Source organism: Rhodococcus sp. SGAir0479, assembly GCF_005484805.1.
In the GTDB taxonomy this organism is placed as follows: Bacteria; Actinomycetota; Actinomycetes; order Mycobacteriales; family Mycobacteriaceae; genus Prescottella.
In genome coordinates, this window is record NZ_CP039432.1 from 4,359,874 (window position 1) to 4,373,037 (window position 13,164).

12 protein-coding genes are annotated in these 13,164 nt (G+C 68.7%); 9 read left to right on the plus strand and 3 right to left on the minus strand.

Going from position 1 to position 13,164, the window contains the following annotated elements:
• The first annotated feature begins 109 nt into the window (after window positions 1-109).
• The 7 genes from E7742_RS20150 (at window position 110) to E7742_RS20180 (ending at window position 8,138) form a co-directional block, all read left to right on the plus strand.
• On the plus strand, window positions 110-1,843 hold the full coding sequence (locus tag E7742_RS20150; protein WP_137800562.1) for an ABC transporter ATP-binding protein: 1,734 nt from the start codon (window positions 110-112) through the stop codon (window positions 1,841-1,843).
• On the plus strand, window positions 1,840-3,768 hold the full coding sequence (locus E7742_RS20155) for an ABC transporter ATP-binding protein (RefSeq protein ID WP_137800563.1): 1,929 nt from the start codon (window positions 1,840-1,842) through the stop codon (window positions 3,766-3,768). The genes E7742_RS20150 and E7742_RS20155 overlap by 4 nt, the downstream gene beginning before the upstream one ends.
• A gap of 1 nt (window position 3,769) precedes the next feature.
• Complete coding sequence (locus tag E7742_RS20160) at window positions 3,770-4,933, plus strand: acyl-CoA dehydrogenase family protein (RefSeq protein WP_137800564.1); 1,164 nt, start codon at window positions 3,770-3,772, stop codon at window positions 4,931-4,933.
• A 123-nt stretch (window positions 4,934-5,056) separates the two neighbouring features.
• Window positions 5,057-6,487 (plus strand): DUF1254 domain-containing protein, encoded by a 1,431-nt coding sequence (locus E7742_RS20165; RefSeq protein WP_137800565.1) that lies wholly within the window; start codon window positions 5,057-5,059, stop codon window positions 6,485-6,487.
• 96 nt (window positions 6,488-6,583) lie between these two features.
• Window positions 6,584-7,045, plus strand: a complete 462-nt coding sequence (locus E7742_RS20170) for a PPOX class F420-dependent oxidoreductase (RefSeq protein WP_137800566.1) — start codon at window positions 6,584-6,586, stop codon at window positions 7,043-7,045.
• A gap of 23 nt (window positions 7,046-7,068) precedes the next feature.
• Window positions 7,069-7,695, plus strand: a complete 627-nt coding sequence (locus E7742_RS20175) for a GyrI-like domain-containing protein (RefSeq protein WP_137800567.1) — start codon at window positions 7,069-7,071, stop codon at window positions 7,693-7,695.
• Window positions 7,696-7,718: 23 nt separating this feature from the next.
• A complete protein-coding gene (locus E7742_RS20180; RefSeq protein ID WP_137800568.1) occupies window positions 7,719-8,138 on the plus strand; it encodes a hypothetical protein in 420 nt (139 codons plus the stop codon).
• A gap of 13 nt (window positions 8,139-8,151) precedes the next feature.
• Here E7742_RS20180 and E7742_RS20185 read toward each other — a convergent pair whose 3' ends face one another.
• Entirely contained in the window at window positions 8,152-8,955 is an 804-nt protein-coding gene (locus E7742_RS20185) for a DUF1206 domain-containing protein (protein WP_137800569.1), read from the minus strand.
• Window positions 8,956-9,082: 127 nt separating this feature from the next.
• Between E7742_RS20185 and E7742_RS20190 the strand changes: the two genes are divergently transcribed.
• Both E7742_RS20190 and tgt read left to right on the plus strand, forming a co-directional pair.
• Complete coding sequence (locus E7742_RS20190) at window positions 9,083-9,922, plus strand: class I SAM-dependent methyltransferase (protein ID WP_137800570.1); 840 nt, start codon at window positions 9,083-9,085, stop codon at window positions 9,920-9,922.
• Window positions 9,923-9,966: 44 nt separating this feature from the next.
• Window positions 9,967-11,232, plus strand: a complete 1,266-nt coding sequence (gene tgt / locus E7742_RS20195; RefSeq protein ID WP_137800571.1) for a tRNA guanosine(34) transglycosylase Tgt — start codon at window positions 9,967-9,969, stop codon at window positions 11,230-11,232.
• Here tgt and E7742_RS20200 read toward each other — a convergent pair.
• Together E7742_RS20200 and E7742_RS20205 are read right to left on the minus strand one after the other, a co-directional pair.
• Window positions 11,199-11,951 carry a queuosine precursor transporter gene (locus tag E7742_RS20200; protein WP_137800572.1) on the minus strand — a complete coding sequence of 251 codons (753 nt, stop codon included), beginning with the start codon at window positions 11,949-11,951 and terminating at the stop codon, window positions 11,199-11,201. The two genes, tgt and E7742_RS20200, sit on opposite strands and share 34 nt — an antisense overlap.
• 118 nt (window positions 11,952-12,069) lie before the next feature.
• Window positions 12,070-13,089: a hypothetical protein gene (locus E7742_RS20205; RefSeq protein WP_137800573.1), complete on the minus strand. Its 1,020-nt coding sequence runs from the start codon at window positions 13,087-13,089 to the stop codon at window positions 12,070-12,072.
• Window positions 13,090-13,164 lie beyond the last annotated feature (75 nt).

Here is a 13,164-nt window from a genome sequence, read left to right on the forward strand (position 1 = left end):
CCGGTGTGGACGACACTGTGAACATTCAATGGAAAAGGAGTGGTCGAGCCCGAACTCGAGGGCTCGACCGCTCCTTTTTCGCTCCTCGGATTGGTAACCTTCGCAAACCATGCTGATCAGACTCCTCGGCACCTACCTGGGGCCATACAAGCGTCATCTCGCCGGCGTCGTCTTCCTCCAACTCGTCGCTACCGGCGCCGCGCTGTATCTCCCCAGCGTCAACGCCGACCTGATCGACAACGGAGTGGCCACCGGTGACACCGGCTACATCATGTCGGCGGGCGGCAAGATGCTGCTCGTGACGCTGGTGCAGATCATCTGCTCCGTCGGTTCGGTGTTCTTCGGCGCCCGTGCCGCAATGGGATTCGGCCGCGACGTGCGCGCCGCGGTGGTCGGCCGGGCCCGGTCGTTCTCGTCCCGCGAGTTCGGCCGCTTCGGGGCGCCGTCGCTGATCACCCGCAGCACCAACGACGTTCAGCAGGTGCAGATGATGGTGGTGCTGAGCGCCACGATCCTGGTGATGGCCCCCATCATGTGCATCGGCGGCATCATCATGGCGATCCGTGAGGATGCCGGGCTGTCGTGGATCCTCGCGGTGAGCGTCCCGCTGCTCGCGCTCACCATGATCGTGATGATCGGCAAGCTGGTGCCGGCGTTCCGGACCATGCAGACCCGTATCGACGCGGTGAACCGGGTGCTGCGCGAGCAGATCACCGGCATCCGCGTCGTCCGCGCCTTCGTCCGGGAGCGCTCGGAGGCGGAGCGTTTCGATGCCGCCAACGGGGCGCTGACCGACACCGCCTTGCGGGTCGGCCGCACGACGGCGCTGATGATCCCGGCCGTGATGATGATCGCGAACGTCACCAGCGTGGCGGTGATCTGGTTCGGCGGCCACGAGATCGACAACGGCAGCATGGGGGTCGGCTCGCTGACCGCGATGCTCAGCTACATCATGCAGATCCTCATGGCCGTGATGATGGCGTCGATGATCGCGATGCTGGCCCCGCGTGCCGCGGTGTGTGCCGAGCGCATCACCGAGGTGCTCGACACCGAGCCGTCGGTGCTGGCGCCGGCGTCGCCGGTGACCACCATGGATCGGCCCGCGCACGTCGAGCTGCGGGACGCCGAGTTCAAGTACCCGGGCGCCGACGAGCCGGTGCTGCGCGGCATCAGCTTCACCGCCGAGCCGGGCAAGACCACCGCGATCATCGGAGCCACCGGCTCGGGCAAGACCACGCTGCTGGGTCTCATCCCGCGGCTCATCGACGTCACGTCCGGCGCGGTGACCGTGTCCGGCACCGACGTCCGCGAGCTGGATCCGGAGCTGCTGCGGTCGCGCATCGGCTTGGTGCCACAGAAGGCGTTCCTCTTCTCGGGCACCGTCGCCAGCAACCTGCGGTACGGCAAGGCGGACGCCACCGACGAGGAACTGTGGCGCGCGCTCGAGATCGCGCAGGCCGCCGACTTCGTGCGCGCGATGCCCGAGGGACTCGACACCCCGATCTCCCAGGGCGGTACCACCGTCTCCGGCGGTCAGCGGCAGCGTCTCGCGATCGCGCGGGCCCTGGTCCGGCGTCCGTCCGTCTACCTGTTCGACGATTCCTTCTCGGCGCTCGACCTCACCACCGACGCCCGGCTGCGTGCGGCGCTCCGACCCGAAACCGAGGATGCCAGCGTGATCATCGTGGCCCAGCGCGTGTCGACGATCGCCGACGCCGACCAGATCGTGGTCCTCGAGGAGGGCGCGGCCGTCGGCATCGGCACGCACGAGCAACTGCTCGAGACGTGCGCGACGTACGTCGAGATCGTCGAGTCCCAGCGCTCGGTCCAGGAGGCGCTGTGAGCACCGCGACCCAGTCCTCGCCGCCGGTACCGGGCGGCGCCGGCGCCCCGGCCGCCAAGGCGGAGAACTTCGGCGTCTCGATGAAGCGGCTGCTCGGGCGGCTGCGCGACTACCGCGCCGCCGTGACGGCCGTGCTGCTGCTCGCCGTCACCAGCGTCGTGCTCTCGGTGATCGGCCCGCGACTGCTCGGGCACGCCACCAACCTCATCTTCGACGGCGTCATCGGCCGGCAGCTGCCGGAGGGGCTCACCAAGGACCAGGCCGTGGAGGGCCTGCGGGCCGCGGGTGAGAACCAGTTCGCCGACATGGTCTCGGGCATGAACCTGGTGCCGGGTCTGGGCATCGACTTCTCCGCGGTGGGCCGGGTGCTCGCGCTCGTGCTGGGCCTGTACATCGCGTCCGCCGTGGTCTCGTGGGCGGCCGCCTACCTGCTCAACATCATCGTGCAGGGCGTGGTGCGCCGGCTCCGCAACGAGGTGGAGCAGAAGATCAACCGGTTGCCGCTGAGCTACTTCGACTCGACGTCGCGCGGCGACCTGCTCAGCCGGGTCACCAACGACATCGACAACGTCTCGCAGAGCCTGCAGCAGACGCTGAGCCAGCTGGTGATCGCGGCACTGTCGGTGATCGGCATCCTCGCGATGATGATCTCGATCTCGCCGCTGCTGGCCCTGATCGCGGTGCTCACCGTGCCGCTGTCGGCCATCGTCGCCGCCAAGATCGCCAAGCGGTCCAAGCCGCACTTCGCCGCCGTGTGGAAGACCACCGGTGAACTCAACGGGCAGGTCGAGGAATCGCTCACCGGCCACGAGCTGGTCACCGCGTACGGCCGGCACCGCGAGGTGCAGGACGCCTTCCAGGAGAAGAACGAACAGCTGTACCAGTCCGGGTTCAAGGCGCAGTTCATCTCCGGCACCGTGATGCCGGCGATCATGTTCCTCGGCAACCTCAACTACGTGGCGATCGCCGTCATCGGCGGCATGCGGGTGGCGTCGGGCACCATGAGCCTGGGCGACGTGCAGGCGTTCATCCAGTACTCGCGCCAGTTCACCCAGCCGCTCACCCAGATCGGGTCGATGGTGAACCTGCTGCAGTCGGGTATCGCCTCCGCCGAGCGGGTGTTCGCGGTCCTGGACGAGGACGAGCAGTCGCCCGACCCGCAGCCCGCCGCCACCCCGGCGCAGGCGCGTGGACGCGTCCGCTTCGAGGACGTCCGGTTCGGCTACGACCCCGCCAGCCCGCTGATCGAGGGCCTCTCGCTCACCGCGGAGCCCGGACAGATGGTCGCGATCGTGGGCCCGACGGGTGCCGGCAAGACCACGCTGGTCAACCTCATCATGCGGTTCTACGAGGTCGACGGCGGCCGGATCACGCTCGACGGCACCGACATCGCGCAGATGACCCGCGACGACCTGCGCTCGCGGATCGGCATGGTCCTGCAGGACACGTGGCTCTTCGGCGGCACGATCCGCGACAACATCGCGTACGGCCGTCCCGGCGCCACCGACGAGCAGGTCCGCGAGGCCGCCCGTATGAGCTACGTGGACCGCTTCGTGCACATGCTGCCCGACGGTTACGACACCGTCATCGACGAAGAGGGCAGCAACGTCAGCGCCGGCGAGAAGCAGCTGATCACGATCGCCCGCGCGTTCATCGCGCAGCCGTCGATCCTGATCCTCGACGAGGCGACCAGCTCGGTGGACACCCGCACCGAGCTGCTGGTGCAGCAAGCCACCGCGCAGCTGCGCAGCGACCGCACCAGCTTCGTGATCGCGCACCGGCTCTCCACCATCCGCGACGCCGACCTGATCGTCGTCATGGAGAACGGCCGGATCGTCGAGCAGGGCGCCCACGACGAGCTGCTCGAGCGCCGCGGCGCGTACTTCGGCCTGTACAACAGTCAATTCGTCGGAGCGGTGGAGTGAGATGACCATGCAGCCGTTGGACCTGTTCGGAATCGACGCTCTCCTCGACGAGCAGGAACGCGACATCCAGGACACGGTCCGACGGTTGGTGGACGAGCGGCTGCGGCCCCGCCTGCCCGAATGGTTCGAGTCCGGCACGCTGCCGCGGGAGATCGCCCGCGAACTGGGGGACCTCGGGCTGCTGGGCATGCATCTGCAGGGCTACGGGTGTGCCGGCACCAACGCGGTCAGCTACGGGCTCGCGTGCCTCGAGCTGGAGGCCGGGGACAGCGGCCTGCGCAGCTTCGTGTCGGTGCAGGGCTCGCTGTCGATGTTCTCGATCCACCGGTTCGGGTCGGAGGAACAGAAGCAGGAGTGGTTGCCGCGGCTGGCGTCGGGGGAGGCACTCGGCTGCTTCGGGCTCACCGAGCCGGACTTCGGCTCCAACCCGGCGGGCATGCGCACCCGGGCCCGTCGGGACGGGGACGACTGGATCCTCGACGGCACCAAGATGTGGATCACCAACGGCAGCCTCGCCGACGTCGCGACGGTGTGGGCGCAGACCGAGGACGGGGTGCGGGGCTTCCTCGTCCCCACGGACACACCGGGATTCAGCGCCAACACCGTGCACGGGAAGCTGTCGATGCGGGCGTCGGTGACGTCCGAACTGGTGCTCGACGGTGTCCGGCTGCCGGCGTCGGCGCAGCTGCCCACCGCGCGGGGCCTCGGCGCGCCGCTGTCGTGCCTGAACGAGGCACGGTTCGGGATCGTGTTCGGTGCCCTCGGGGCGGCGCGTGACAGCCTGGAGACGGCCATCGCGTACGCCGGCACCCGGGAGGTGTTCGACCGACCGCTCGCCGGCTACCAGCTCACCCAGGAGAAGCTGGCCGACATGACGCTCGAACTCGGCAAGGGCATGCTGCTGGCGCTCCAGCTCGGCCGGATGAAGGACCGCGGCGAGATCACGCCCGACCAGATCAGCGTCGGCAAGCTCAACAACGTCCGCGAGGCCATCGCGATCGCCCGCGAGTGCCGGACGATCCTCGGCGCCAACGGGATCACCCTCGAGTACTCGCCGCTGCGGCACGCCAACAACCTCGAGTCGGTGCTCACGTACGAGGGCACCAGCGAAATGCATCTGCTCTCGATCGGTCGGGCGCTCACCGGGCACGCCGCGTTCCGCTGAGGCCACCCCGCTCCCTGGCGCGCCCCGCGGCCGACTCCGGCGAATTCACCTGTAGTAGGCGATGCCTCGTCGCCGCGCACGCGAGATGGTTCGGTGAGCCGTGTTCGTCCGCGCGGTGAATCGATGTTCGAACTCGTGGAGGGTGATGCCGATATGACTGGCGGCGGCGGAAGCGAATCGGCGATGGGAGGCTACTTGTTCGAGCACGGCTACCCGGTGGACCGAACGGCGCAGCAGGCGCGCGACGAAGCCGACGTCCAGCGGGCGGTGACGGCCTATCGATTCTGGTACCCGACCGTGTCCATGGAGGGAATCTTCAACGGCAACCGCGAGATCGGCCTCGCGGACAACGAGGCCGTCGGGATCGCCTCGACGGGTCCGCTCCAGGTCGGATTCACCCTCAACTCCGACACTCCCTACGGGGCTGCCGTGCTCGACCTCAGCGCCGGGCCCATGGTTGTCGACGTGCCGCAGGGGCCCTTCATCGGACTCGTCGACGACCATCATCAACGGTGGATCACCGATCTGGGCATCCCCGGCCCCGACCGTGGCCAGGGCGGGACCTACGTCATCACCCCGCCCGGCCACCGGGGTGAGCTACCCCCTCACGCGCACGTGGGACGGTCGGCCTCGAACAAGGTCCTGCTGGCGATACGGGCGCTGCCGATCGGCGGTGATCTCACCAAGGCCCTCGACGCGCTGCGCGCAGTGCGGATCCACCCCCTCGGATTCCCGGACCGGACGCTGGAATTCGTCGACACCACCGAGAAGCCGGTGGACAGCACGTGCCTCCGGTGGGAGGACGACATCGAATTCTGGCGGGTGTTGCACGGCATCGTCACCGCGGAGCCGCCGGTGGCGGAGTTCCTGCCGATGTACGGACTGCTGTCCACGCTCGGGATCGAGAAGGGCGCCCCGTTCGCCCCCGACGAGCGGATGTCCGCCATCCTCGCGCGCGCCGCCCGTACGGGCCGCGACCAGATGCTCGTCTCGGCATTCGCCAGTGACCGCGAGGACCGGATCGCATGGCCGGACCGCCGCTGGGAATGGGTGGGTCTCGTCGCCGACAACGGAGACTTCGCCACCCCCGCGGGTATCGACCTCGAAGCCCGCGACCGGTGGTTCTCCCAGGCGATCATCGCCTCGCCCGCAATGTTCCGCCGGCAGGTCGGTGGCGGCTCGCTGTACTGGCTCGGTGTTCGGGACGCGTCGGGTGCCTTCCTCGACGGGGGCACCTCCTACACCCTGGAGATACCGCAACCGGTGCCCGGCACCCTGTTCTGGTCCATCACGATTTACGACGCGCAGACACGGTCGCAGGTTCAGGCCGACCGGAACAGTGCGGCGCTGCGTTCGATGTTCGAACTGAACGATGTCGATCAGACCGGCCCACTGCGCCTGCACTTCGGGCCGACTGCGCCCCGTGGTGCCGAGAATCGTTGGCTGCAAACCGTTCCCGGGCGCGGCTGGTTCGCCTACCTTCGGATCTACGGTCCCGAGCAAGCCGCATTCGACGGCACCTGGAAGCCGGCGGACTTCGAAAAGACCGGCTGACCCTCGGCGACGCCGAGGGGCGCCGAGGCCGATCCCGCTGTCGGCGGGCCCCGATAGGCTGGACCGCGTCCGCATCGAGCCGAGCAGGAGAGCATCATGGCCGTCGCCACCGCCGAACACGTCACCCGCGAACAGTTGCTCGAGTTCGTGCGTCCCCGGCACCGCTGTGTGCTCGTCACGCACAAGAAGTCGGGCGGCCTGCAGATCTCGCCGGTCACCTCCGGGGTGGATGCCGACGGGCGCATCGTGATCTCGACGTACCCGCAACGGGCCAAGGCCGCCAACCTGCGGCGAGATCCGCACGCGAGCGTGTGCGTGCTCTCCGACGAGTTCAACGGGGCCTACGTGCAGATCGACGGCACCGCGGAGGTGCTCGACATGCCCGACGCGCTCGAGCCCCTCGTCGAGTACTTCCGCTGCATCTCCGGCGAACACCCGGACTGGGACGAGTATCGCGACGCGATGCGCAAGCAGAACAAGAGCCTCATCCGGATCACGATCGACGACTGGGGCCCGATCGCGACCGGCGGCTTCCCGCCCGACCTCGCCCGCGACTGACTGCGCACCGGGGGAGCAGTCGAATGAAGGTCGATCTTCGGAAAGAGATCGAGACGTACACAGCGCCGCGGGGCCGGTTCGTCGTCGTGAAGGTGCCGGCGATGCAGTTCCTCATGATCGACGGCCACGGTGATCCCAACACCGCGCAGGCGTACCAGGATGCCCTGAAATCGCTCTACCCGGTGGCGTACGCGCTGAAGTTCCTCAGCAGGAACCGGCTGGAACGGGACTACACGGTGATGCCGTTGGAGGCTCTGTGGTGGGCCGACGACATGGAGTCGTTCACCACCGTGCGTGACAAGTCGCGGTGGGACTGGACGGTGATGAACATGATCCCGGATTGGATCACCGCCGAGCACTTCGACGAAGCGCGGGAGTCGGTGGCCCGCAAGGGAACCGCGCCGGTATTGGAGAAGCTGCGTCTGGAACGGCTCGACGAGGGGCAGAGCGTCCAGACGCTCCACATCGGTCCGTACGACGACGAGGCGCCGGTGCTCGACGAACTGCACCACCGGTTCATCCCGGACAACGCGTTGCGGATGACCGGCAAGCACCACGAGATCTACCTGAGCGACCCGCGGCGCGCCGCACCGGACCGGCTGCGAACGATCCTGCGGCAGCCCGTCGTGGAAGTCCACCCCACCCGGTAGTCGGTCTTCAGGAGGTAGCCGTCATGAATGTCGTTCGCCGACTGGTGATCTGCGCCGGATTGGTGGTCGGTCCGATTCTGGCGCCGGCGGCGGTGGCGTCCGCCGCGCCGGCCGTGCCCTTCCAGCTCGAGCCGGCGCCGTTCGGGAACCCCGACGGAAGTTTCGACGCCCCCGCGGTCCGTTGCGTGGCAGTGGTCGGCGAACCACCGGGCACGGTCACGATCACCGGCGGGAAGGACGGCGGGTGGGGATGCCTGCTCTCGTCCGAAGTCCGCTGGCTCAATCTGTCGACCGGAGCGTCCGGAGCCGCCCGGATGTCGGACGGGCTGCACGGTGTCCCGGCGGCGGCGACGGTGCAGACCGGCTCCGGGCAGATCGCCCTGGTCGTCCTCCCCGTCGCCGGGCCGATCACCCCGGGCGTCGCAACGTTCTACGTGCCGTGAGCCGGACTGCGGATCACATCCGCCCGTAACGGGCCAGGACGAAGCAGTACACGCCGTAGGCGATGATCCCGACGCCCGCCGCCACCAGCAGGATCTGACCGAACGGGGCGGCGCCGAGCGTCTTGACCGCCCCGTCCAGCCCGCTCGCCTTGGCCGGATCGGTGGTGAACGTCGCGACGATCACCAGGACCCCGGCGCCCGCGATCGCCAGACCCTTCGCGATGTAGCCCACCACCCCCAGGGGTGTGGCCAGTCGGGGCAGGCCGGTGCGGTGCAGGTCGTCGAGGAACTTCTTCCCGGCGCCCTTGTACACGTGATAGGCGCCGACGGCGATGATCACCAGCCCGGCCACGACGAGAACCGCCTTGCCGCCGCCGGATTGCATCAACCGGGCGCTCATTCCCACGTTCTGTTCGGTGCTCGCCTTCCCGCCGCCGCGCGCGAACTGGAACGCGGTGAACGCCAACGCGAGATATGCCACCGCGACGCCCACGGTCTTCGCCCGGTCCAGCGCGGACGGATCCTCGGCGTCGGAGCGTTTCCCGACGAACGCCTCCACCACCCGCCAGGCCGCGAGGGCCGCCAGGGTCACGGCCGCCACCCACAGTGCGATGCGTCCGCCCGGCTGGGACGCCAGCGTCATCAGCGCCCCCGACTGATCGGCGGTGCCGGCGTCGCCGAAGGCCAACCGGATGACGATGTAGCCGATGAGCAGATGCACCAGCCCGCTCGCGGCCTGCCCGACCCGTGCGATCTTCTCGAACGCGGGGTGCTGAGCGGAGCTCGCGTGTCCCGACGTGGTGTCCTGTCCGGTCAAGTGGCCTCCCGGTGCGCGCTGTGGTGCCCCCCAGCTGGAAAAAGCCTATCGCCGGGGCGAAGGCCTTGCTCGGGACGAGCACACGCGGGCCCTTGTTCGGGGCGGCGCAGCGGCGCACGCTCGAAACATGAGCGAATCACTTGTGAGCAAGGAAGCCGATCGGACCCTCAAGGCCAAACATCGGGCGGTGTGGGCGTCGGGCAACTATCCGGCCGTCGCGGAGGAGATCATCCCGGAACTGGGGCCGATCCTCGTGCGCGCGGCCGACGTGCAGAGCGGGCAGCGGGTGCTCGACGTCGGCGCCGGATCGGGCAACGCGGCCATCCCGGCGGCGCTGGCGGGGGCGGACGTGGTCGCCTCGGACCTCACCCCCGAACTGTTCGACGCCGGGCGCCGGCTCGCCGCCAAGCGCGGCGCCCAACTCGACTGGGAGGTCGCCGACGCGGAGGCGATGCCGTTCGAGGACGACCGGTTCGACGTCGTCCTCTCCTGCGTGGGGGTCATGTTCGCCCCGCACCACCAGGACAGCGCCGACGAACTGGTCCGGGTCTGCAAGCCGGGCGGCACCATCGGGCTGCTCAGCTGGACACCGGACGGCTTCATCGGGCGGATGTTCGCGGCGATGAAGCCGTACGCCCCGCCGCCTCCCCCCGGGGCGCAGCCCCCACCGCTGTGGGGCGACGAAACTCACGTCCGCGAGTTGCTCGGCGACCGTGTCACCGATGTGCGGTCGCAGCGCGACGTGTTGCGCGTGGACCGCTTCGACGGCCCGGAGGATTTCGTCGACTACTTCAAGGCCAACTACGGGCCGACGATTGCGGTGTACAAGGCCGTCGCCGACGATGCCGACCGGGTCACGGCGCTCGATCGGGATCTCACCGACCTGGCCCGACGGTTCGACGTCGGCGACGGATCGTTCGTCATGGACTGGGAGTACCTGCTGCTCACCGCGCACGAGCGCCCCTAGCCCGGACGCGGGGTGGCTCCTGCCGGCTGTGACACTATGGCCAGGTGAGTGAAGTTGTGCCGTCCCCGCCCGATCCGTTCTTCACGGTGGGCACCCGCCTGCCCGACAAGTTGGGCCGCACCGGCACCATCCACACCCCGCACGGGGACATCCGGACCCCCGCGTTCATCGCGGTCGGCACCAAGGCCACCGTCAAGGCGGTGCTGCCCGAGGCGATGAAGGACCTGGGCGCGCAGGCCGTGCTGGCCAACGCGTACCACCTGTATCTGCAGCCGGGCCCGGACATCGTGGACGAGGCCGGGGGCCTCGGCAGGTTCATGAACTGGGACGGCCCCACCTTCACCGACAGCGGCGGTTTCCAGGTGATGTCGCTCGGCGTCGGGTTCAAGAAGGTCCTGGCGATGGAGGCGGTCGGTGTCCAGTCCGACGACGTCATCGCCGCCGGCAAGGAGCGGTTGGCGCACGTCGACGATGACGGCGTCACGTTCAAGTCGCATCTCGACGGCTCCCCGCACCGGTTCACCCCCGAAGTGTCGATGCAGATCCAGCACCAGCTGGGCGCCGACATCATGTTCGCGTTCGACGAGCTGACCACGCTGCTCAACACGCGCGGTTACCAGGAGCAGTCCGTCGAGCGGACGCAGGCGTGGGCGGTACGGTGCATCGCCGAGCACGAGAAGCTCACCGCAGAGCGTGCACACCGCCCGTACCAGGCGTTGTTCGGTGTGGTGCAGGGCGCGCAGTACGAGGACCTGCGCCGGCAGGCGGCCCGTGGGCTCGAGTCGATCACCGGCGTCAGCGGCCGCGGCTTCGACGGCTACGGCATCGGCGGCGCGCTCGAGAAGCAGAATCTGGGCACCATCGTGCGCTGGGTCAACGAGGAACTGCCCGAGCACAAGCCGCGGCACATGCTGGGCATCAGCGAGCCCGACGACATGTTCGTCGCGATCGAGAACGGCGCCGACACGTTCGACTGTGTCAACCCGTCCCGGGTGGCCCGCAACGCCGCGATCTACCACCCGGACGGCCGCTTCAACATCAACACCGCGCGCTTCCGTCGGGACTTCACCCCGATCGACGACGAGTGCGACTGCTACACGTGCGCCCACTACACCCGCGCGTACATCCACCACCTGTTCAAGGCGAAGGAGATGCTCGCCTCGACGCTCTGCACGATCCACAACGAGCGGTTCACCGTGCGTCTGGTCGACCGGATCCGCGAGAGCATCGAGGGCGGCTACTTCGAGGAGTACAAGCGCGAGACCCTCGGCCGGTTCTACGGCAAGCGGCCGTCGACCAGCGGCGAATAGCTGGGCTCGCGCTTCTTCACGAACCCGATCACGCGGTAGGTCACCGGCATCACCAGGATCTCGACGAGCGTCTTCCACAGGAAGCCGACGATCACGTAGTTGACGAAGTCCGACCACGTGGAGATGCCGATCGCACCGGCGGCGATGGAGCAGAAGATGAGGGTGTCGGCGAATTCGCCCACGACCGTCGAGCCGATGAGCCGCGCCCACAGGTGCTTCTCGCGGGTGCGCTCCTTGATGAGGACCAGCACGGCCGAGTTGAGCAGCTGGCCGACGAGGTAGCCGGCGAGCCCGGCGATCAGCAGCCGCGGGACCACACCGACGACGGCGTCGAACGCGCCCTCGTTCTCGTAGAAGTCGGCCGACGGCAGGTGCTGTGTGGCCCAGAAACTGAGCGCGGCCAGCAGCAGCGAGCCGAAGCCGATGTAGATGGCGCGGCGGGTGGCCTTGAAGCCGTACACCTCGCTGAGCACGTCGCCGACGACGTAGGCGAGGGGGAAGAGGAAGAAGCCGCCGTCGGTGATGATCGGCAGAACCTGGAACGGGCCGACCGAGGCGTCCTGGTCGACGAAGAATGCCACCCCCTTGGTGGCGCAGATATTGGAGATCAGCAGCGTCGCCGTGAACAGGGCCACCATGGTGGCGTAGTAGCCGCGGCTGACGTGCGCAAAGGACGCCGGATCGGACGCGTCGGACGGGGACTGTACTGACTCTGTCACCGCGCCATCCAAGCACCTCGACCGGTGTGACGACGATCCGCACCCCCCACCGCCCGTTTTGCGCACTTGCCGCTGTTCCGGGTCCCTCCGGCCGCGACAAGTGCGCAAAACGGTTGGTCTACGGCGCGACGGGGCCGCGGACGGTGACGCGGTACGCGTACGTCGAGGCGATGATCGAGACCGGGACGGTCACGAGCAGACCGACCAGGCACAGCAGCGTGCCGAGCACGTTCAGGAAGAACAGCGTGACGGCCAGCCCCAGCAGCGTGCCCCAGTTCGACGAGATCGCCCGGAAGCTGGACTTGATCGCGGTGATCGCGTCCTGGTCCTGGTCGACGACGAACTCGAGCGTCCACCACGTCAGGAACATGAGGACCAGACCCGGGATGACCAGGAGCACGAAACCGATGCCGGTCATCAGGCCCACGAGGAAGCTGGCGATGATGATGGCGCCGACGTTGCGGAACTCGAAGAACGACGCGAATTGCGGCCGTCGGCCGTCGACCTCGTGCAACGCGCCGCGGATGAGCGCGGCCGAGATCAGGTAGCTGACGATCGCCGTGACGATGTTGCCGATGATCTGCCACAGGCTGAACGACGCCGAGAGATCACCGAAGCTGTCGAAGTCACGGTTGCCGCCGACACTGAACGGCAGCGAGACGAGGATGGAGATGACGGCTGCGACGACCAGGGCGCCGATCCACACCCCCGGATTGTTCTTGAACTTGTTCCAGCCGTACGACAGGGCTGCGCCGACGCTCACCTCGCTGGGCGGCGGCCCGGCCGGTGAGCGGCCGTAGCCGGAGTCGTACGCCGGGGGCGGCGGGGGATAGTTGCCGGGCGGGGGCGGGTAGCCGCCACCGGGGCCCTGCGGCGGGGGCGGGTAGTTGCCGGGCGGGGGCGGGTAACCACCGCCGGGACCGGTGGGCGGGGGATAGTTGCCGGGCGGGGGCGGGTAGCCACCGCCGGGGCCCTGCGGCGGCGGGTAGTTCCCGGGCTGGGGCGGGTAGTTGCCGGGCGGGGGCGGGTAACCGCCGCCGGGGCCCTGCGGCGGCGGGTAGTTCCCGGGTGGCGGGGTGCCCTCGGGTCCCGGGCCCCTCTCGGGGTTCTGGTTCGGGTCTTGTCCACCAGTGGTCATGTGTGCACCTGGATTTCGTCGGGTCTGTCGGCGAAGTCGAACTTTCGATCGGAAACCCTACGTGGCAGTTGGTCT